The organism is Novosphingobium sp. (genome assembly GCF_036803765.1).
Taxonomy (GTDB): domain Bacteria; phylum Pseudomonadota; class Alphaproteobacteria; order Sphingomonadales; family Sphingomonadaceae; genus Novosphingobium.
Window position 1 is genome coordinate 1 of sequence record NZ_DAIRTS010000027.1, and the last position, 18,509, is coordinate 18,509.

General features: G+C 64.8%; 22 protein-coding genes. 6 read left to right on the forward strand and 16 right to left on the reverse strand.

The genetic code is table 11. From position 1 onward, the window contains the following. Positions 1 to 15: 15 nt before the first annotated feature. The 8 genes from V7Q48_RS15345 to V7Q48_RS15380 all read right to left on the reverse strand — a co-directional run bounded on the left by V7Q48_RS15345 (position 16) and on the right by V7Q48_RS15380 (position 5,711). Positions 16 to 1,137, reverse strand: coding sequence for a M23 family metallopeptidase (locus V7Q48_RS15345; protein WP_333839283.1), 1,122 nt, complete (start codon positions 1,135 to 1,137; stop codon positions 16 to 18). 295 nt (positions 1,138 to 1,432) lie between these two features. Further along, a complete protein-coding gene (locus tag V7Q48_RS15350) occupies positions 1,433 to 2,077 on the reverse strand; it encodes a hypothetical protein (RefSeq protein ID WP_333839285.1) in 645 nt (214 codons plus the stop codon). A 72-nt stretch (positions 2,078 to 2,149) separates the two neighbouring features. Next, complete coding sequence (locus V7Q48_RS15355) at positions 2,150 to 2,545, reverse strand: hypothetical protein (RefSeq protein ID WP_333839286.1); 396 nt, start codon at positions 2,543 to 2,545, stop codon at positions 2,150 to 2,152. Then, entirely contained in the window at positions 2,542 to 2,979 is a 438-nt protein-coding gene (locus V7Q48_RS15360) for a terminase small subunit protein (protein WP_333839288.1), read from the reverse strand. The genes V7Q48_RS15355 and V7Q48_RS15360 overlap by 4 nt, the downstream gene beginning before the upstream one ends. 116 nt (positions 2,980 to 3,095) lie before the next feature. Then, a complete protein-coding gene (locus V7Q48_RS15365) occupies positions 3,096 to 3,383 on the reverse strand; it encodes a hypothetical protein (RefSeq protein WP_333839290.1) in 288 nt (95 codons plus the stop codon). Positions 3,384 to 3,621: 238 nt separating this feature from the next. Next, positions 3,622 to 4,677 (reverse strand): AAA family ATPase, encoded by a 1,056-nt coding sequence (locus V7Q48_RS15370; protein WP_333839293.1) that lies wholly within the window; start codon positions 4,675 to 4,677, stop codon positions 3,622 to 3,624. 103 nt (positions 4,678 to 4,780) lie between these two features. Continuing rightward, complete coding sequence (locus tag V7Q48_RS15375) at positions 4,781 to 5,485, reverse strand: hypothetical protein (protein ID WP_333839295.1); 705 nt, start codon at positions 5,483 to 5,485, stop codon at positions 4,781 to 4,783. 52 nt (positions 5,486 to 5,537) lie between these two features. Then, positions 5,538 to 5,711: a helix-turn-helix domain-containing protein gene (locus V7Q48_RS15380; RefSeq protein ID WP_333839298.1), complete on the reverse strand. Its 174-nt coding sequence runs from the start codon at positions 5,709 to 5,711 to the stop codon at positions 5,538 to 5,540. 122 nt (positions 5,712 to 5,833) lie between these two features. Between V7Q48_RS15380 and V7Q48_RS15385 the strand changes: the two genes are divergently transcribed. Next, positions 5,834 to 6,484, forward strand: a complete 651-nt coding sequence (locus V7Q48_RS15385) for a hypothetical protein (RefSeq protein ID WP_333839300.1) — start codon at positions 5,834 to 5,836, stop codon at positions 6,482 to 6,484. A gap of 24 nt (positions 6,485 to 6,508) precedes the next feature. After that, positions 6,509 to 7,666: a tyrosine-type recombinase/integrase gene (locus V7Q48_RS15390; protein WP_333839303.1), complete on the forward strand. Its 1,158-nt coding sequence runs from the start codon at positions 6,509 to 6,511 to the stop codon at positions 7,664 to 7,666. A 238-nt stretch (positions 7,667 to 7,904) separates the two neighbouring features. On the opposite strand, the gene V7Q48_RS15395 is transcribed toward V7Q48_RS15390, so the two are convergent. The 4 genes from V7Q48_RS15395 to V7Q48_RS15410 all read right to left on the reverse strand — a co-directional run bounded on the left by V7Q48_RS15395 (position 7,905) and on the right by V7Q48_RS15410 (position 10,749). Next, a complete protein-coding gene (locus V7Q48_RS15395; RefSeq protein ID WP_333839306.1) occupies positions 7,905 to 8,027 on the reverse strand; it encodes a hypothetical protein in 123 nt (40 codons plus the stop codon). 66 nt (positions 8,028 to 8,093) lie between these two features. Further along, positions 8,094 to 9,254 carry a M14 family metallopeptidase gene (locus V7Q48_RS15400; protein ID WP_333839308.1) on the reverse strand — a complete coding sequence of 387 codons (1,161 nt, stop codon included), beginning with the start codon at positions 9,252 to 9,254 and terminating at the stop codon, positions 8,094 to 8,096. After that, on the reverse strand, positions 9,251 to 9,853 hold the full coding sequence (locus tag V7Q48_RS15405; RefSeq protein ID WP_333839310.1) for a DUF4136 domain-containing protein: 603 nt from the start codon (positions 9,851 to 9,853) through the stop codon (positions 9,251 to 9,253). The genes V7Q48_RS15400 and V7Q48_RS15405 overlap by 4 nt, the downstream gene beginning before the upstream one ends. Positions 9,854 to 9,957: 104 nt before the next feature. After that, on the reverse strand, positions 9,958 to 10,749 hold the full coding sequence (locus V7Q48_RS15410; protein ID WP_333839313.1) for a DUF4136 domain-containing protein: 792 nt from the start codon (positions 10,747 to 10,749) through the stop codon (positions 9,958 to 9,960). Between the two features lie 225 nt (positions 10,750 to 10,974). Here V7Q48_RS15410 and galE point away from each other — a divergent pair, with 225 nt between their 5' ends. From galE to V7Q48_RS15425, 3 genes are all read left to right on the forward strand, one after another. Further along, the gene (gene galE / locus V7Q48_RS15415) at positions 10,975 to 12,006 is read left to right on the forward strand and encodes a UDP-glucose 4-epimerase GalE (protein WP_333839316.1); all 1,032 of its coding nucleotides are present in this window, start codon (positions 10,975 to 10,977) and stop codon (positions 12,004 to 12,006) included. Between the two features lie 73 nt (positions 12,007 to 12,079). Next, positions 12,080 to 12,205, forward strand: a complete 126-nt coding sequence (ykgO, locus tag V7Q48_RS15420; RefSeq protein WP_008069451.1) for a type B 50S ribosomal protein L36 — start codon at positions 12,080 to 12,082, stop codon at positions 12,203 to 12,205. Positions 12,206 to 12,470: 265 nt separating this feature from the next. After that, positions 12,471 to 13,127 (forward strand): HAD family hydrolase, encoded by a 657-nt coding sequence (locus V7Q48_RS15425; protein WP_333839338.1) that lies wholly within the window; start codon positions 12,471 to 12,473, stop codon positions 13,125 to 13,127. 335 nt (positions 13,128 to 13,462) lie between these two features. On the opposite strand, the gene sucD is transcribed toward V7Q48_RS15425, so the two are convergent. Continuing rightward, positions 13,463 to 14,347 carry a succinate--CoA ligase subunit alpha gene (gene sucD, locus V7Q48_RS15430; RefSeq protein ID WP_333839341.1) on the reverse strand — a complete coding sequence of 295 codons (885 nt, stop codon included), beginning with the start codon at positions 14,345 to 14,347 and terminating at the stop codon, positions 13,463 to 13,465. 3 nt (positions 14,348 to 14,350) lie between these two features. After that, positions 14,351 to 15,550, reverse strand: coding sequence for an ADP-forming succinate--CoA ligase subunit beta (gene sucC / locus V7Q48_RS15435; protein WP_333839343.1), 1,200 nt, complete (start codon positions 15,548 to 15,550; stop codon positions 14,351 to 14,353). 194 nt (positions 15,551 to 15,744) lie between these two features. Here sucC and V7Q48_RS15440 point away from each other — a divergent pair, with 194 nt between their 5' ends. Next, complete coding sequence (locus V7Q48_RS15440; RefSeq protein ID WP_333839346.1) at positions 15,745 to 16,545, forward strand: 3'(2'),5'-bisphosphate nucleotidase CysQ; 801 nt, start codon at positions 15,745 to 15,747, stop codon at positions 16,543 to 16,545. 41 nt (positions 16,546 to 16,586) lie between these two features. Here the strand turns inward: V7Q48_RS15440 and V7Q48_RS15445 are convergent, their stop codons facing one another. Then, positions 16,587 to 17,609 (reverse strand): aldo/keto reductase, encoded by a 1,023-nt coding sequence (locus V7Q48_RS15445; protein ID WP_333839349.1) that lies wholly within the window; start codon positions 17,607 to 17,609, stop codon positions 16,587 to 16,589. Between the two features lie 176 nt (positions 17,610 to 17,785). After that, positions 17,786 to 18,475 (reverse strand): OmpA family protein, encoded by a 690-nt coding sequence (locus tag V7Q48_RS15450; protein WP_333839352.1) that lies wholly within the window; start codon positions 18,473 to 18,475, stop codon positions 17,786 to 17,788. Between the last annotated feature and the right edge of the window lie 34 nt (positions 18,476 to 18,509).

An 18,509-nucleotide genomic window follows, 5' to 3' on the forward strand; every position in this document is an offset into this window, starting at 1 on the left:
AATTTTAGACGCCGATCACCCCGCTAAGGGGGTCAATTTTGCACGCCGCTCCACACCGACCTTCTCACCACCCTTCACTTCCTGGCGCCCAAGGTGGCTATAGGTCGAAACCAGCCCGCCGCCATGATCGACAACAACGTAAAGACCTGATCGCGCGTCCTGCCCTGTCGCAACCACTGTGCCGGGCGCGATAGGCGTAACTGACGTGCCCTCCGGCGCAGCGAAGTCGACGCCGTTGTGAGCGCGGCCGCCGGGCCGAGCCGCCCCAAACGCATCGGTGATATGCCCATTTCGGACCGGCGGTGTAAACTTGGCACTGGATGACGCGGCCGGGACCGGCCCACCAACCGCAATTGCGGCTTGCGCATCCGAATAGGCTTGGCGGTTTTGCGCTGTTTCCTTGAGGGCCCCCATGATGGCGGTCTGGTCGCCCAGGTTCATCCTATCGAGATGAGCCTTGGCATATTCAAGGGCACCATCGTTCTCGCCGCCGGCGAACAGCATTTCAACCGTGCCGCGGTGAACGGCGCTCTCATAATCCTTTACCGATTGGGCCACCGCCTCCGGTGATTTGCCCAGCAACAGCGCCTGCTGCTCAGCTGCATTTCGTCCGATCTGAACTTGAGCAGCAACCGCCTGAGGGTTTTGCCATTGCTGTGCCGCTGCCTGGCGGGCCGCGTCGGCCTGCGCCCCAAACGTATCACCTGCCGCGGCGAAAACTTGCTGCGTCTCGTGCTTTGCGAGATCGGCGCGATAGCCGACCAGATAGGCGTCGGTCTGTTGCTTGATCAATTGCCGCGCCAGAGGCGAAGTTGCCCCGCCAATCAACTTCTGCTGCACCTCCCGCAAGGCCTCGTCTGCAGACTTGTGCGCAGCCTGCGCATTCAAACCGCGCGCGGTCGTCGCCTCCGCCATGATCGCGCCGGCCTGATCCTGAAAGGCCAGCGCGGCTTCACCACTAGCGGTTCGGGCGGCCAGTTCGTCCCGCTTAGCCTTGTCGGCCGCGAATTGCTGAAGCGTTTCCGCCGCCCCCATAAGCGCCGCGGCCACCGGGCCCGTTCGCATTTCGGGTGCCTGGAAGCGCGCGGCCACCGGCTGAACGCCGCTGGTGGCCTGCTGATATTGCGGGGCGCGCATCGTTGTTACCCTTGCCAGCCAGAAGGTGGATAGCTCCGCGCATTGCGCAGGGTGTACGTGCCGGCCGGGAGCGGGTCCTCGTCCTCACGGAAAACACCAGCGATCGCACGCCCTGCGTTTGCCGCACGCACCCGCTCGGGGTCCGCGACCGACGTGAGCCAGTTTGCCCTAGCCTTGGCTTCCAAAGGTTCGAGCGTCCAATGGGCCGGGCCCGAGTAAACGACCTGATCACCAGGAAGCCACATCAGCCCTTCCGGCGATTGGCGCTGAACGAGAACGCGGTGTGTTTCCATGATCAGGCCTCCGACGCCGGAGCCAAGGTCTGGAATGCCGCACGTACCTTGCCGGCTCGCAGATTCTCGAAAGCCAACGCATCGCCACCTGCGAAAGCTTCGGCACGACGCTGGCCACCCGATGCCACCTGAACGCGGTTCTCCGCGAAGATCGACGCAGCGAGAATCGGCGCCGTCCAGGCGTTCGGGTTGACCGCTTGCTCCACGCCGAAGATACGGTTCTTCAGTTCGCCAGCAGATCGGCCTGAGGCGGCCGAGCCTGCGATCCGCACGATCTCGCGACCTGCGTCGGCATAGGCGTTGAGCGCGGCGCACAGGTCGGCGGCAGCCTTTTCGACGACCTCCACTGCGTCACGCCGAATGGTAAGCGCAGCTTCGACCCGATCCACCGCGCTAGCGAAGCTCTGTTGCTTGATGCCGGCCAGCTCAGCTGCAAGATCCGCCTCCGCTGCCTTTTGGGCTGCGTCCAAGTCCGAGAGCTTGCCGCGCAGCGCATCGAGGTGCACCTTGGCAGCATCTACATCGGCATCAGTGCCGGCGCCGGTCAGCTCCTTGAGGCTGGCAGAGGCATATTCATCCTGAGCCAGGGCGATGCCGCGCTGAAGTTCGGCGCGGCGGGCGTCAAAGTCCGCTTTCGAGATTGCCATCGGTCGTTCCCTCGGGACGCGGCGCCAGCACCATTGCCGCCGGCCGCGTCGCAAGGCGACGATGTGCCACGTTTAGTGGTCCGTGAATCGCAAACGCACCCCATCCTCGAGAACCAGAAATGCCTCCTCGACGTCGGAATGGAGCACGCCTTGCGCCCCTACGACATCGGCCAGGTATTCTGCCTCGGTCCTGGTATCGCCGCGCCGCTCGAGTTCAGCGGCAAGCAAATGCCGATGACTGGTCTTGTCGGCATAAAGCTTGGCATGCCACGCCCTGCATGTAGCATCCCAGCGCTGGATGTGATCGACAAGGCGCGCATCGTCAGGGTTCTGAAAGCGCTTCAGCGTGCTATCGGTCATCGCCTGCCAGCCCGCATCGCGCGGCATGTCAGCCAGCTGAAGCAGGAGCTCGCCAATCTCGCGCAATTCTGCAGGCGTGCCGGTCCGAAGTATGTTTGCGAGGTTCATGGTCGTCCCTTTCGATTGGCCACGCCCGACAAGATCGCAGCGAGGCGAGAAGTGATCTCTTCTTGGGTGAGTTGGCGCGAGCCAGGATCGGCGCTCCCGTGTCTCAGTGACAGGGCATCGCCATAGCGCTTGGGCGCGAGCTTGGAGGCCAGCCACTTGCGGCTATCAACCCGCAGGCGGGCGCGCTGGACGTGCTCCGCTTGGAATTGTGGGCCATCCTCACCGACCGCGAAGTCCCCGGCCGCATCATCCGCGATCTCAAGGATTTCGTCTGCCAGCGTCTCGGCCTGAAAACTCTTGGCCAGCGAATAGGCAGCGCGGAAATCGGCATTGCGAGCAAGCCATTCGAATACCGTCGACTGCGCGGGCATGTGCTCATCAGCGCAGATCTTCCGGACGCTCTGGCCCGCCATGATGCGCTGGCAGATTTCCATCTGTTGGGCAGACAGCGGACCTTGCGACAACGAAGCGGCGCCGGTCGAAGGTAACTTGCCCTTACGCCTCGCGCGCGGGCGCGCGTCATGCTCCGGTCGAGGGGAGCGCGGTTCCGTCACTGCATTCGCCCCTGTTGCGCTTCAGGGCCGACAAGCTGCCCAGACCGCTCCAAGGCAAAGGCCACATCGGACCAGTCGAATTGCCGCTCAAGACACGAAAGGACCCAGCGCTGTTTGGCGTCCAGCGCGTCACGATCGGGTGCAAAAATCTCCACCCCACAAATCGCGCCGCGTTCGTTCAACTGGGCGCTGACTGTGCCCCCAAGTTCGTTCCACTGTCTCAGCCACTGGCAACGCTTTTCAGCCCAGCGCTCATATTGTTCCGATGAGATTTGCAAGCTCACGCCTTGTCCCCCGCAGTCAGCAGGACGGGCGGGACAAAGGGACAACCCCTAAAGGGTGTTGTCCCACTTGTCCCGTTGTCCCGGTGTTGTCCCGAAATTCGTCCCACCTTTGCTCCAAAGCTCAAAAACTCGCAGAATTGCGCCATTTCATTTGTCCCGATTTTCGTCCCACCTTCGTCCCGGACCGGGACAAAACCACTCGTCCCGCCGAGGGTAAAAATGGGGCGGTTTGTCCCGGTCAATTGAGCCAAATCCATTCCCCAAAGCTGCCGATCACACCCAGCGATTTGAGGTCTTTCAGGGCGCGATTTGCGTTGCGGCGGGAGTTGTCCCGGCGCTTTTCCTCGTCACCGTCCTCGAGCGCGTAGAACTCGTTTTTGAGGCGCTCGCTAACGGCAGCAGCATCGACGGCCTTCCATGTCCGGTAGCGATCAATGCTATCTGTAGGGATCTCGCTGGGTGGGTTCACGCCACTGCGCTCGATGATATCCTCAATAGTCCGAAGCGCGGTCTTCTTATGCCCGGACAGGCCCGCGCGCTTGACATCCATGGGGTGTTTAGGCGCCGGCGCTGCGACGCCATCCACGACATGGGTTAGGCAAGTGCTGATCTCCTTACCGCGCTTGTCGACGCCGATCACGACGCGCTCCAGCTTGAAGCGCACCGCAACGTTATCCTCGCCGTCCTTCTGTTTGAGCGTGGTCGCCGTCTTGATATCGCCCGCCTCGACAAGGATCATGGTTTCCAAGCCACCACGCAGCGACGAGTGCCCCCGTAAATCCCTGCTCTCCCCGTCTTTGGGCCGATGGTGTACAATCACGGTCAAGCAATCGAACGCCGAGGCGACGCGTTGGCAGTTGGCGACGTAGCCGGCCATATCGTCGGTGTTTTCTTTGCCCGCACCAAACGTCTTGGACAGGGTATCAATCACTAGCATTGCAATGGGCAAACCAGCTTGATCGGTCGCCGCGCGGATCGTCTCCAAGAGCGATGGCAAGTCGCCATCGGGTGCCTGCATATCGATCGGCGTCGGGATGAAAGCGAACGGCGCATCGCGTGCGATCTGACCAGCCTGTTGCATAGCAAAGAGGCGATTGCGAAAGCCTGTTTGGCCTTCCGCCACGACATAGAGTACCAACCCGCGTTCGACGTGGCGCCCGGCCCAAGGCGACCCGCTGGCCACATGCGCAGCCATATCGAGAGCGAGGAAGCTTTTTCCTGTACCTGGGTGGCCATAAACCGCAGCAATGCCTTGCTTCGGCAACCACTCGTCAATCAACCACAGCCCGTCCAAGACAGGGGAAGTGCTTCCAGCCCACTCAAACGGCAGGATCGGCCGAGGCTCTGCGCCCTTGGCCCCGCCTCGCATCTGCTGCCGATCATCGACTTGGGCCAGACTAAGCGGCACGCGGCGCGACCTCCATGGGCGGGAGAGCTGCATTTCGAACGAGGGCGTTGCGTAGCCGATTCCGCAGTTGGCCATCGGGTAGTTCGAGCGCGAGTTCCCCGCGCAGCAGTTCCCAACAATGCGCAGGCGCCGCCCAATCAAGAATGCAGAGCGCTTGGCCGCCAGCCTTCAACCAGTCAAACGGAGTGGGCACGACTCTCAAAGGTGCATTCTGGCCAAGAAGGCCGGAGCCCAGCGCCCAGGCGCTGCCATCGCGCCAAAGCCAGCGCGTGGGCTCGGCCGATCGAACAGCGATCAAGTCAACAATCGCTATATCGTCGATCGACAATCCCTGAATATCCCTTGTGATCGGCTTCGCAACCGGCACGATCAAAGCCGGCCGACCCACTGGCGACGGCTCGAAAAGGGAACCCTCAAGTTCCTGAACGCCCAGCACCCCGAAAGGCGGCTGTACCTGGCCCAGGCAGGCCAGCGCGCCGGGCGACACACCTAACGCTCGAAGATAATCCAGGTGCGCTTGCCTCACGTTCCGGACGGATGCGAAGGCTTCTTGCATCAGGTCAGACGCCGAAGCGAAAGCCGTGTGGCTTGTTCGATTCTCGCCAGTCTGATAAGTACCCGCTTGGAACTGTCGAAAATCATGTGAGCGCCCGGCCTCGGCAAAGGCTGGGCGTTTTCGTTTAGCGTCTCGCATGGAGACCTCCCGATCCCAAAGTGACGTTCGAACACCGCATTTGGTGCACCGTCTAGACAGCCGATCGGAACGCGGCCTCAAGCTCCGACTTTCGAAAATACAACCGCCGCCCCTTCCGGATCACAGGCAACAACCCCTTTTCAGTCATGTGATAAACGGCTCGAGGAGTTTGCCCGATGTAAGCCGCAGCTGCCTTCGCGCCGTTCAACAGGTCTGAGTTAAGCATGGAAAACCTCACAATACGAGGATCAATCCTCGTCTTCCTAGACTTTCCTGCGGCTCCGTGCAAGGAAGATGTATGTTTCGTCTTCTTGGGGGTTTGAGGTGGTCCAGCTTTCCTATGCCGACGTGGAGGCTACCCTCGTTGCCCTCAATCACATTTCCGAAGAAAAACGCGTAGCCTTCAGGGCTCGGCTAAAGCATTTCCAACGCCTGGGATTTCCCCAAGGGGCAAATACTGGGACCGGAAAGCGTGCAGTATATTCCGCTAAAATGTTTATTCAGCTCTGCTTTGCCATTGAGTTTTCCCAAATGGGAATGACGCCATCCAGGATCGTCCAAATATTAAATGATAATTGGGATGAGTGCGAAGCTTCTTTGTTATTTGCCATAACCCCTGAGCAAGCTACAAGTTATTGGAGCGATGATATTCCCTTGTCAGATCTTGCATGGATATTTAGTCCAGAAGCCCTTAGAGATTTAACGTTGGAAGGCGAGGGTAAATTTGACTACAAGGAATACATTTCAGTTTTACCAATCGACAAAATTCCATCGATAATGAAAGAAGAGATAAACTACTCTCCCGTTGTTGGCGAAATTCATCGCCACTTCATAATACATTTGAGACCATTTCTCATTAGAGCAATGGAATTACTGAAGTATGTCCGCCCGGAATTTGATCACATGAGTGTTTTCAAATCGCTCGAAGCCAGCGTCGTGGCCCGCCAGGCTGACCTTAAGCGGTTCATGGATCATATGGACGGTTTCGCGAAACGGTAGCTTTAGGAGGCAAGGCAAGCATCTATGTCCATCCGTAAGCGTACATGGACAGCACCCGATGGTTCAACCAAGACCGCGTGGTTGTGCGATTACCGAGACCAGACCGGAAAGCGCCGCGCAAAGCAGTTCGCTCTAAAAAAGGCGGCCGAGGCTTGGGCCACGAACGCTCGTGCCGAAGTCCAGCGTGGCATCCACACCCCCGATAGCACTTCGATCACCATCGAAGCCGCGGCGAAGATTTGGCTCGATACGGTCCGTGCGAATGGACGAGAACCAACAACGATTGCTGCTTATGACCAGCATGTACGGTTACACATCGTGCCAAAGTGCGGCGCTACCAAGCTCAGCCAGCTGACCGCACCCAAGGTGCGCGCGATCCTCGACGAATGGATGATGCACCAGTCCCGGCCGATGGCGTTGCGGCTGCTGCGATCACTCAAAGCCATAATTACCGAGGCCCAAGAGCGCGGGCTGGTAGCTCAAAACGTCGCCCTGGCGGTTAAGCCGCGGAAGATGAGCCGGGAGAAACCCAAGGCCATACCTCCGACCAAGGCCGATCTGCGCGCCATCCTGCTGGCTGCAGAGAAGGCCGACCCGAAAGCCCGTGCGCTCGTCGAGCTAGCTATATTCACCGGCCTGCGTGCCTCAGAACTGCGCGGGCTCACCTGGTCATCCATTGATTTGAAGCGGGCACGCCTTACCGTTTCCCAACGCGCAGACGCCCAAGGGACGATCGGCCCGCCTAAGTCTGAAGCTGGGCACAGAACAATACCGCTCCCCCCACGCGCGGTGACTGCACTCAAGACGTGGAAGAAGGCTTGCCCCCAGCACGAGCTAGACCTTGTATTTCCCAGCGAGAAGGGCCGCCCCCTATCGCACCGCGTCATGACCATCAGTCTTGTCGGCCCAGTGCAAATCGCCGCAGGCACTGTAGATCCGCTGCCGAAAGATGCGCCCGAAGACGCCAAGCCGGATGTGCGCTACGGCATGCATGCTTTCAGGCACGCCGCGGCATCGCTGTGGATCGAGCAAGGCCTTAACCCTAAGCGAGTGCAGGCGCTCATGGGGCACAGCTCAATTCAAATGACATTCGATACCTACGGCCATCTTCTCGAGGAGGCACAGAAGGATGCCCAAGACGCCGGCGCAATTGAACGAGCGCTATTTGCCGATGCAACATAGATGCAACACAGACCGCCAAAACTATCGGATTTGCTGGTCACAAAAAGGATTCTGATTCCGTCTATCGAGGTTCGAATCCTCGCGGGGCATCCAAGGGACCTTCCGACATCGTGATCTACCCAGGCGACCGGCGCGCAAAAGCGCTGTCGCCACGCACATTGCTGCGCGCAAGCCGCGTGCTTTTCGGATCGATACTGCGTGGATCGAGCGGCCCGCGACAGCGATGCCGGCGCCTAGCTCAGTGTCCGGCGAGGATCAGCGCCAGCGCGCAGCCCAGCACGGGCAAAGACCACAGCGCTTCGCGCGCAAGGGTGTTGAGCGGGCTCAGCGAGGTGCTGGCGAAGGAGAGAGCGCGGGCCATGGTCGCTCCATGGCCCGGCACCCTTTAACGGTCGGTAAAAATGCAGGCTCGGGCAACGCCCCGCGATCAGCTCTCGCGCGTGTCGATCCATTCGAGCAGCGCCGCGAGGCATTCGCGCGCCAGCAGCTTGCTGCGTTCGGGGCTCCAGCCGAACAGCGGATCGGGCAGGTCGGCGTTGTCCTTGAACGGCATTTCCAGCGTCATCGCCACCGCGCCGAAGCGCTCGGCGACCTGGTTGGTGGACATCGACAGGTTGCCCTGCCCCGGGCGCGTCTCGGGATAGCCGCGGCGGACCTGGAAATCGGGGGTGCGGCGATCAAGGATCGCGCGATAGCGCTGGTACCCGGCCAGCTGCGCGTCGGTGAGCGAGGGGATGCCTTCGAACCCGGCGAGGAACACCGCGGGGATCGCCTCGTCACCGTGGACGTCCATCGCGAAGTCGACGCCTGTCGCGTCCATCGCATTGCGGATCGCGAGGACTTCGGGGGCGCGCTCTGCGGTCGGCTCGTGCCATTCGCGGTTCAGGTTGACGCCGACCGCATTGGTGCGCAGGTGGCCGCGCGCCGAGCCGTCGGGATTGCAGTTGGGCACGATGTGGAACGTGCACGCCTGGCGCAGCGCGCGGCCGTGCGGGTCGGCGGGATCGGTCAGCGCCTCGAGCGCGCCTTCCATCCACCATTCGGCCATGCTCTCGCCCGGATGCTGGCGCGCATAGAGCCACACCTGCAGCGGGCCTTCGCCCAGGTCGAGGCAATCGATCGGCTGGCCGTCGAGCGACAGGCCGAGCGTGCGATGCACGACCCCGGGGCTGGCCGCAGCCTCGCTGACGAGGTCGTGATGGCGGTCCATCGAGTAGGGCGCGAAATAGGCGAACCAGACGACGTCACCGGCCGGGCGATGGCGGATGTGAAGCGTGCCGCCGTCACGCCCGCGATCGAAGTCCGAAGCGGCGCGGGTCCACAGCTGGCGATCTTCCGAAACGCAGGCGGAGTAGCCCGGCCAGCCGTCGGGATAGGCGGAGGTGTTGAGCCCCGTGATCGCGAGATCCAGCTCGCGCCCCGCCACGCCGCTGACGCGGAAGTGGAACCACTGGGCAAATTCGGACTGGTTGTCGCGGCGGATGGCCAGCGTGGCACGCGTGCCGTCGATCGACAGCACCTCGATGTTGCCCGAATCGAAGGCGGCGTTGACGAGGATCGGAGCGGCGGTGTCGGGGGTCTGGTTCATTTCACCGTGATAGTCGTGCCCGACTGGCCGGGGAAGCCCGCAAACAACGCGCGCGCGAGGCGCGGGGCCAGGACATCGGCGGAGGCTGCCCGACTGCCGCTCTTCTCGCTGTTTTCGGCGCGGCCTTCCCAGATCGGCTGGCCGCTGACACGGTCGCGCAGGATCACGCGCACCCGCGTCGCATCGAGCCGGCGCGGGCCTCCGCCGAAATTGAAGCCCAGACCCAGCCCAAGGCCGCCGCCATAGCTGCCCGTGGCACCGCCCACGCCGACGCTGACCGGGCCGCGGCTGCCGCTGCGCCCGACCGTCTCGCGCTGCACGTCGACTTCGGCGACGACATCGGCCGCACCCGGCGTTGCGGCACCATAGCCGAGGCTGGCCAGTTCGCGTTGCACCGCCGCGATCCATGGCTGGTCGGCCAGGCTCTGCGGGTCACCACCGCTGACCGAGACGACCGCGGCCGCCCCGTGCCCGACGCGCGTCGCAACGTCGGAGGCCGCGAACCGCGTCACTTCGATCGGGTTGGCGGAGGCGAGCCCCGGCACCGCGAGGGACAGGAGGGGCGTGGCGATCAGGGCGACGATGGCCGAACGGCGCATGGCAGGCATCCTTGTTGTCGATATCTTTTGCAGCAAAACGAAACCGGCGCCCTGCCGGTTCCCCGCGCCATGGCCGCCGCCTGCCCAATCAGACTGTGTCCGGATCAGGGTGTGGGCGCGCCCGTCGCGGCATCGGCCATTACGACCTGGCCCTCGGGGAAACGGGCGAAGAGCGCCTTGGCGAGGCGCGTCGCCATGGCGCCATCGTCGAGGCCGCCCTCGCCCTCGCGCGCCATGCCCTCGGCGTGGCCTTCCCACAGCACGCGGCCGCTGGCCTTGTCGCGGATGCGCACGTCCATGCGCGTCGACACGATCGCCTTGGCGGGCTTCGACAGGTCGACCGCAAGGCCGAGCGCGACGCCCGAGCCGCGGTTGCTGACCATCGTGCTCATGGCGCCGCTGACGGGCGAGCGCTTGATCTCCTCTGGCACCACGACCTGGTGGCTAACCGCGACCTCGGCGATCTGCCCCGCATCGGTGGCGGTCTGCGTATCGTAGCCGTGCCCGACCAGCGCATCGACCACCGCGGCCTCGTAGACCGGCAGCTTGTCGGGGCTGGGCGTGTCGGCACCCTGCTCGAGATCCTCGGCGGGCGCGTCGACCCCGGCGATGACGATCTTGCCCTTGCCCAGAAGCGCCAGCGCATCGGCGCTGCGATACGAGGTCACGTCGATCCGGCTGGAGGGCTGGCTGCTGCGCGATGAGGCGCGGCCCGGCCCGCCGATGCCACGGCTGCCATAGCCATCCCAGCCGTAATCACCCCCGCCATAGCCGCCGAAGCCGCCACCCCACCCTTGCGCCATGGCGGGCGCCGCCGTCACGCCGATGCCGGCCGCAGCAAGGGCCAGCACTCCGAAAGTGCGCAGGACGGAAAAGCGGGCGGTGGGACGAGACATGCGACAGATCCGATCACAAAGGGCCGGCAGTCCGGACAAAATACGTCGGAGCCGGTGGGCAGGCATGGCGGCAGGCGAATTGCCACCGCCTGAACCATTGGCTTAACGCGGGTGGAAGCCAAGCCCTGCGCGATGGTTTCGGCGATTTGGGAGCAATTAGCGGATTTCCCGTAAGCTCCATGCTGCTAGTGCGAAGAAGACCGTCAGCCACAGGTGATTCGCAGCATGAGCAAGGTTCCCGTCCTCGTCACCGGCGGCGCCGGCTACATCGGCAGCCACGCGGTTCTCGCGCTGCAGGATGCCGGCTGGCCGGTGGTGGTGATCGACAACCTGGTCACAGGATTTCGCTTTGCCGTGCCCGATGGCGTGCCGTTCTATCAGGGCGACATCGCCGACGAGGCCCTGCTGCAGCGCATCTTCGCCGAACAGGGCATCGGTGCGATCATGCATTTCGCCGGATCGGTGGTCGTCCCCGAATCTGTCGAGAACCCGCTCAAGTACTATCACAACAACACCGCGCGCACGCGCAGCCTGATCGCCGCGGCGGTCAGTGGCGGGGTCAGGCACTTCATCTTCTCGTCGACCGCGGCGACCTACGGCATCCCCGAAGTGTCGCCGGTGACCGAGACGTGCCCGCAGCGTCCGATCAACCCCTATGGCATGTCCAAGCTCATGAGCGAGATCATGCTGGCCGACACCGCGCGCGCCCATCCGCTCAATTACTGCGTGCTGCGCTACTTCAACGTCGCGGGCGCCGATCCGCAGGCTCGCACCGGGCAATCGACGGCCGGCGCCACGCACCTCATCAAGGTTGCGGTCGAGGCGGCGCTGGGCAAGCGCGACACGGTCGGCGTGTTCGGCACCGATTTCGATACGCCCGACGGGACCGGTGTGCGCGATTACATCCACGTCAGCGACCTGGCCGAGGCGCACGTTCTGGCGCTCGAGGCGCTGGTGGCGCAGCCGACGCAATCGCTGACGATGAATTGCGGCTATGGCCGCGGCTTCTCGGTGCTCGAAGTGCTCGACGCGGTCGACCGGGTCACCAACCGCCCGATCGAGCGCGTGCTGCAGGGCCGTCGCGCCGGCGATCCCGATTCGCTGATCTCGGACAACAGCCGGATCAAGGCCACGCTGCCCTGGACCCCGCGCTATGCCGATCTCGATGTCATCATCGGCCATGCGCTGGCATGGGAACGGCGGCTGACCGAACTGCGCGACGCGGCCCCGGCCGGGGAAATGCCCGCTGGCGGTTGACTTTCCGCAGGGGCGCCACTAACCGCGCACCTTCAGTTTTGTGCCCGGTCGGATTCGGGCAAAGGGAAGAGCCATGAAGATTCGCAACAGCCTGAAGTCGCTCAAGGACCGTCACCGGGACAACCGCGTGATCCGCCGTCGTGGCCGGACCTACGTGATCAACAAGACCCAGCGTCGCTTCAAGGCGCGCCAGGGCTGATCCAGCGCGTGCGGTCGGCGGGGCCCAGCTCCGCCATCCCCGCGCAGCACGGCCCCCGAGGCCAAGCCAGCCCGCTCCCCGGCCCGGTTCGCCGCTTTATTGCGGTCCCGGTCCGGGGAGCGGGCTGGTTGCGTTTGTGCGTCCGATCCATCGGGGCGGCCTTGTCGAGGCGCTGGGCACTGGCAGACGCATTGCCATGGCTCTGTCGCATCGTTGCGGCAGGGCATCCGTGTGCGTCGCGAGGCGCCCCCTGAAGGAGCAACCGATGCCCGCCACCACCGCCATTTCCGGCGCCATTTCCGGCGCGACCTCTCCTGCCCCGACCGTCGTGGTGTGGGACGTCGGCCGCGTGCTCGTCGAATGGGACCTCGGGCTGCTCTACCGCGACCTGATCCCCGATCCGGTCGAACGGGCCGCCTTCGTGCGCGACGTGGTGAGCGAAGACTGGCACGCGCAGCACGACGCGGGCGTGACCTGGGCCGAAATGGTGGCGACGCGCAGCGCAGAATTCCCGCAGCATGCCGCGCTGATCGCCCGCTATGCCAGCCACTGGCTCGACAGCATTCCTGGCCCCGTCGCAGGCACGCACGACCTCGTCCGCCAGCTGGCTGGCCGCGGCGTGCCCCAATACGCCATCACCAACTTCGGCGAGGAAGCCTGGGCCCTGTTCCGCCCGACCTTCCCGATCCTCGACCACTTTGCCGACATCGTGGTCTCGGGTGTCGAGCGCATGGTGAAGCCCGACGCGGCCATCTTCGACCACGCCGCCGCCCGCTTCGGCCAGGCGCCCCAGACCATGCTGTTCATCGACGACAACGCCGCCAACATCGCCACCGCGCGCGCGCTGGGCTGGCACGCGCATCACTTCGTGCAGGGCGCAAAGGCGCTGGAAGCGGACCTCCAGGCTCACGGGCTGCTCTAAGGCCCTCCACCCCCGGCTGCGCCGGCGGTCCCCCTCCCCGCCTGCGGCAGGCAGGACCTCAAGATCCTCCCCATCTCGGATGGGGAGGTGTCAGCGCGGCACGCGCTGACGGAGGGGCGGAGCTAGAGCGATACCCCTCCACCACCGGCTGTGCCGGCGGTCCCCCTCCCCGCCTGCGGCAGGAAGGACCTAAGGATCCTCCCCATCCCCGATGGGGGAGGTGGCAGCGCGGCACGCGCTGACGGCGGGGCTTAGAACATTCCCCAACCTCAAAAAGGAAAAGGCCGGGAGGTTGCCCTCCCGGCCTTTCTAACCGTTTGACCTGAAGCGGTCGATCAGCCCTTGAGCACTTCGGCCAGGGTCTCGCCCAGCAAGCTCGGCGAGGGGCTCACGCGGATGCCCGCGGCTTCCATCGCGGCGATCTTGCTTTCCGCATCGCCCTTGCCGCCCGAGACGATCGCGCCGGCGTGGCCCATGCGGCGGCCCGGAGGGGCCGAGCGACCGGCGATGAAGCCGGCCATCGGCTTCTTGCGGCCACGCTTGGCCTCGTCGATCAGGAACTGCGCGGCCTGCTCTTCGGCGTCGCCGCCGATTTCACCGATCATGATGATCGACTTGGTCTCGTCGTCGGCCAGGAACAGTTCGAGCACGTCGATGAAGTTCGTGCCGTTGACCGGGTCGCCGCCGATGCCGACCGCAGTGGTCTGGCCGAGGCCGATGTTCGAGGTCTGGAACACCGCTTCATAAGTGAGCGTGCCCGAGCGCGAAACCACGCCGACCGAGCCCTTCTTGAAGATCGAGCCGGGCATGATGCCGATCTTGCACTCGTCGGGCGTCAGCACGCCGGGGCAGTTCGGGCCGATGAGGCGCGACTTCGAGCCCTGCAGGGCGCGCTTGACGCGGACCATGTCGAGCACCGGGATACCCTCGGTGATCGCAACGATCAGTTCCATCTCGGCGTCGATCGCCTCGAGGATCGAGTCGGCGGCGAACGGCGGCGGAACGTAGATGCACGAAGCGGTCGCACCGGTGGCGTGCTTGGCTTCGGCAACGGTGTTGAAGTTGGGCAGGCCGATGTGCGTCGTGCCGCCCTTGCCCGGCGTCACGCCGCCGACCATCTGCGTGCCATAGGCCAGGGCCTGTTCCGTGTGGAACGTGCCGGTGGCACCGGTCATGCCCTGGGTGATGACCTTGGTGTTCTTGTTGACCAGAATGCTCATGGATCAGGCGACCTTCTGCACTTCGGCGACGATCTTCTTGGCGGCGTCACCAAGGTCGTTGGCCGGAACGATGGGGAGACCGGAGTTGGCGAGGATGTCCTTGCCCGCCTGGACGTTGGTGCCCTCGAGGCGCACGACCAGCGGAACCTGCAGGTTCACTTCCTTCGCCGCGGCGACGATGCCCTCGGCGATGATGTCGCACTTCATGATGCCGCCGAAGATGTTGACGAGGATGCCCTTCACCGCCGGGTCCGAAAGGATCAGCTTGAACGCCGCCGTCACCTTCTCCTTGTTGGCGCCACCGCCGACGTCGAGGAAGTTGGCCGGGAACATGCCGTTGAGCTTGATGATGTCCATCGTCGCCATGGCGAGGCCAGCGCCGTTGACCATGCAGCCGATGTCGCCGTCCAGCTTGATGTAGGCGAGGTCGTACTTGCTCGCCTCGATTTCGGCCGGGTCTTCCTCGGTCTCGTCGCGCAGGGCGACGACGTCGGGGTGGCGATAGAGCGAGTTCGAGTCGAAGCTCATCTTGGTGTCGAGCACCAGGAGCTTGCCGTCCTTCGTTTCGACCAGCGGGTTGATCTCGAGCATGTCGCAGTCCAGCGCGACGAACGCGGTGTAGAGCTGCTGCGCGATCTTGGCGGCCTGCTTGTTGAGGTCACCCGACAGGTTCAGCGCGAAGCCGACGGCGCGGCCGTGGTGCGGCATGAAGCCCTGCGCCGGATCGATCGTGATCGTGGTGATCTTCTCGGGCGTCGCGTGGGCGACTTCCTCGATGTCCATGCCACCCTCGGTCGACACGATCAGCGCGACGCGGCCGGTGCCACGGTCGACGACCAGCGAGAGGTAGTATTCCTTGGCGATGTCGACGCCGTCGGTGACGTAGAGGCGGTTGACCTGCTTGCCCGCGTCGCCGGTCTGCACGGTGACAAGGGTGTTGCCGAGCATTTCCTTGGCGAAGGCCTCGACTTCCTCGACGCTCTTGGCGAGGCGCACGCCGCCCTTGGCGTCGGGGCCGAGTTCCTTGAACTTGCCCTTGCCGCGGCCGCCTGCGTGGATCTGCGCCTTGACGACGTAGAGCGGCCCGGGGAGCTGCTTGGCAGCGGCAACGGCCTCTTCGACGGTCAGCGCGGCGATGCCGGCCGGAATGCCGACGCCGTACTTGGCGAGCAGTTCCTTGGCCTGATATTCGTGGACGTTCATGCGAGATCCCCGCTTACGTATGAGTGGAGGGATGGCTTGCGCCGAGATTTTCCGCGCTGCCCTAACCAGACGCGTTCGCGGTTGCAACGCAATTCATGCGGTTCTTGGTGCAGCGCGCAACGGACTGCCGGGATGGGGTGCGCGAGCGGGAAACCCTTGCGCCCCGGCGCCGCAATCCCCAGAAGCATTGTCGAATGATAGATCCGCAAGCCATCCAGGCCGTTGCCGAAGAGGCCGGCCGCATCGCGCTTGGCATGTGGCCGGGTGCCGGACATGCACCGCGCTGCTGGGAGAAGGCCCCGGGCAACCCGGTCTGCGAGGCCGACATCGCGGTCGACGGGTTCCTGCGCGAATCCCTAGGGGCGCTCTTGCCCGAGGCGGGATGGCTGTCCGAGGAAACGGTCGACCATCCCGAGCGCCTAGACCGTGGCCTGTGCTGGCTGGTCGATCCGGTCGACGGGACGCGCGATTTCGTGGCGGGGCGTGCGGGCTGGGCGGTGTCGATCGCGCTGGCCAGCGCCGGCCGCCCGATCCTGGGCATCCTCGCCGCGCCCGCGCGGGGCGAAACCTGGATCGCGCGCGCTGGTGCAGGCGCGACGCGCAACGGCCATGCCCTGGTCGCCAGCAACCGCACCACGCTCGAGGGCGCACGCATGCCGATGGACCAGCACCCGCCGGCCGGCGTTCCTCTGGTGCCGGTCGCCAAGCCCAACTCGATCGCGCTGCGCATGGCAATGGTCGCCAGCGGCGAGGCCGACCTGCTCGCCACCTGGCGCTGGGGCTATGAGTGGGACATCGCCGCAGCCGCGCTGATCGCCGAGGAAGCCGGCGCGCTCGTCAGCGACTCGCACGGCGCGCCGCTCGCGTTCAACAAGCCCGACCCACGGGCCTTCGGCGTGCTGGTTTCCGCACCTGCCATCCACGAAGCCGCACGGGCCCTCGTCGCGCCCGCCACCGCCAAAGCCCTGCGCGCCGGGACCGTGAAGCGCGGCTGAGGCGGCTTCCGTCTCGAAGCCGCCCCGACCATCGGTCCTCTTCAGGCCGCAGCGAAGTCCTCGGTATCGATCGTCGGCAGCATGCCGCTGGCATAGCGGTGGCCGGACACGGTCCGCTGGTTGATCAGCGCATCGACCGCCGCCATCGCATCCGCCGGAATCGTCCAGTCCCAGCGCGCGATGTTCTCCTCGAGGTGCGCGACCTTGGCCGTGCCGGGAATCGCGACGATGTGATCGCCCTTGCCCAGCACCCAGCCCAGCGACAGCTGTGCGGGCGTGACGCCATGTTCGGCCGCGATGGCGTTGAAGCCGTCGATCAGCGTCAGGTTGCGCGGCCAGTTTTCACCCATGAAGCGCGGCATGGCCTTGCGGATATCCCCCTCCTCGAGCGCCTGCGGATCACGCACGCCGTTGGCCAGCGCGCCGCGCGCCACCGGGCTGAACGCGACGAACGTCGTGCCGACCTCGCGGCAAGCCTCGAGCACCGCGATCTCGGCCTGGCGGGTCCACGGCGAATATTCGGTCTGCATGGCCGCGATCGGGTGGATGGCGGCGGCGCGGCGCAGCGTATCGGCCGACATCTCCGACAGGCCGATCGCGCCGATCTTGCCCTCGGCGATGAGGTCCGCCATCGCTCCCACCGAATCCTCGATCGGCACGGTGAAGTCACGGCGGTGCATGTAGTAGAGGTCGATGTGATCGGTCTGCAGCAGCGTCAGCGACTTTTCCAGCTCGGCGCGGATCGTGTCGGGATGGCAATCGACGCCGCGCTTCTCGCCCGTCGCGAAAATGCCCATCTTGCTGGCCAGCAACACCTTGTCGCGCTTGCCCACGAGCGCCTTGCCGACCTGGGTCTCGTTATGGCCCTGGCCATAGAGGCGGGCGGTGTCGAAGTGATCATAGCCCAGGTCGATGGCGCGGTGCAGCAGGGCGATGCCGTCCTCGTCGCTAGGCCGGCCGCCATAGGCCCAGCTCAGCGACATGCAACCCAGCCCGACGGGATTGATCGTGCGTCCGGCGAGGGCGCGGCGGGTGACGGTGGGGATCGCGGACGTGGCGGACATTGGGGGAATGCTCCTGCTTCTCGGTTCGCACCGGCCCTTCGCATCGAGGCCGGCGCGGGATCGGCGCCGGGATGCCAGCAGCGGGCCCTGCGCGCAACCGCAGCATGAAAAAGGGCCTCTCCGCCTGCGCCGGCGAAGAGGCCCTCCATGTCAACGCTCGCCAGGCGAGCGCGGGATTACATGCCGCGAGCGCGCGCCACGTCGTCCTGCGTCACCGGCACGATCTTGATTTCCACGCGGCGGTTGGCAGCGCGGCCTTGGTCGGTGGCGTTCGAGGCCACGGGCTGAGTCTTGCCGTAGCCCTGCGCGCGCAGGCGCTGCGGGTTCACGCCGCGCGACGACAGGTAGTCAGCGACGGCCTGTGCGCGGTTCTGCGACAGGGTCATGTTGTAGGCGTCCGAACCGGTCGAGTCGGTGTGGCCGTACACGTCGATCAGCGAGTTCGGGTACTGCTGCAGCGACTGCGCGACACGGTCGAGCGTGTCGCGGAACGCCGGCTTGATCAGCGTGCTGTCGGTGTCGAAGGTCACGCCGTTGGGCAGGTTGACGAGGATCGCCTGGCCATTGTCGGTCGGGGTCACGTCGACGCCCGAGCCGGCGGTCTGCTCGCGCAGCTGGCGGATCTGCTTGTCCATGGTGTAGCCCACCGCCGCGCCGGCGATGCCGCCGATGCCCGCGCCGACGATGCGGCCGGTGCCACCACCGATCAGGCCGCCCAGCAGCAGGCCGCCCAGCGCACCCGCGCCGCCACCCAGCGCCGTGCGCGAGATCTTCTGCTGGCCGGTGTTGGGATCGGTGACGCACGCCGAAAGGCTGACGAGCGAGACCGCGCAAAGGCTGGATACGGCGAGACGCGAGAGCTTCATTGGACTTCCCCTTCAGACAATTCGTTCGATCGCT

What these genes read in the sequence shown, in the direction of transcription:
- V7Q48_RS15410 (WP_333839313.1), bottom strand. Translation starts at nt 10,749, where the DNA reads ATGTCTCGTCCCACCGCCCGCTTTTCCGTCCTGCGCACTTTCGGAGTG.
- V7Q48_RS15440 (WP_333839346.1), top strand. Translation starts at nt 15,745, where the DNA reads ATGATAGATCCGCAAGCCATCCAGGCCGTTGCCGAAGAGGCCGGCCGC.
- sucC (WP_333839343.1), bottom strand. Translation starts at nt 15,550, where the DNA reads ATGAACGTCCACGAATATCAGGCCAAGGAACTGCTCGCCAAGTACGGC.
- V7Q48_RS15355 (WP_333839286.1), bottom strand. Translation starts at nt 2,545, where the DNA reads ATGAACCTCGCAAACATACTTCGGACCGGCACGCCTGCAGAATTGCGC.
- V7Q48_RS15425 (WP_333839338.1), top strand. Translation starts at nt 12,471, where the DNA reads ATGCCCGCCACCACCGCCATTTCCGGCGCCATTTCCGGCGCGACCTCT.
- V7Q48_RS15350 (WP_333839285.1), bottom strand. Translation starts at nt 2,077, where the DNA reads ATGGCAATCTCGAAAGCGGACTTTGACGCCCGCCGCGCCGAACTTCAG.
- V7Q48_RS15360 (WP_333839288.1), bottom strand. Translation starts at nt 2,979, where the DNA reads ATGGAAATCTGCCAGCGCATCATGGCGGGCCAGAGCGTCCGGAAGATC.
- sucD (WP_333839341.1), bottom strand. Translation starts at nt 14,347, where the DNA reads ATGAGCATTCTGGTCAACAAGAACACCAAGGTCATCACCCAGGGCATG.
- V7Q48_RS15405 (WP_333839310.1), bottom strand. Translation starts at nt 9,853, where the DNA reads ATGCGCCGTTCGGCCATCGTCGCCCTGATCGCCACGCCCCTCCTGTCC.
- V7Q48_RS15345 (WP_333839283.1), bottom strand. Translation starts at nt 1,137, where the DNA reads ATGCGCGCCCCGCAATATCAGCAGGCCACCAGCGGCGTTCAGCCGGTG.
- V7Q48_RS15390 (WP_333839303.1), top strand. Translation starts at nt 6,509, where the DNA reads ATGTCCATCCGTAAGCGTACATGGACAGCACCCGATGGTTCAACCAAG.
- V7Q48_RS15450 (WP_333839352.1), bottom strand. Translation starts at nt 18,475, where the DNA reads ATGAAGCTCTCGCGTCTCGCCGTATCCAGCCTTTGCGCGGTCTCGCTC.
- V7Q48_RS15400 (WP_333839308.1), bottom strand. Translation starts at nt 9,254, where the DNA reads ATGAACCAGACCCCCGACACCGCCGCTCCGATCCTCGTCAACGCCGCC.
- V7Q48_RS15445 (WP_333839349.1), bottom strand. Translation starts at nt 17,609, where the DNA reads ATGTCCGCCACGTCCGCGATCCCCACCGTCACCCGCCGCGCCCTCGCC.
- galE (WP_333839316.1), top strand. Translation starts at nt 10,975, where the DNA reads ATGAGCAAGGTTCCCGTCCTCGTCACCGGCGGCGCCGGCTACATCGGC.
- V7Q48_RS15375 (WP_333839295.1), bottom strand. Translation starts at nt 5,485, where the DNA reads ATGCGAGACGCTAAACGAAAACGCCCAGCCTTTGCCGAGGCCGGGCGC.
- V7Q48_RS15380 (WP_333839298.1), bottom strand. Translation starts at nt 5,711, where the DNA reads ATGCTTAACTCAGACCTGTTGAACGGCGCGAAGGCAGCTGCGGCTTAC.
- V7Q48_RS15395 (WP_333839306.1), bottom strand. Translation starts at nt 8,027, where the DNA reads ATGGCCCGCGCTCTCTCCTTCGCCAGCACCTCGCTGAGCCCGCTCAAC.
- ykgO (WP_008069451.1), top strand. Translation starts at nt 12,080, where the DNA reads ATGAAGATTCGCAACAGCCTGAAGTCGCTCAAGGACCGTCACCGGGAC.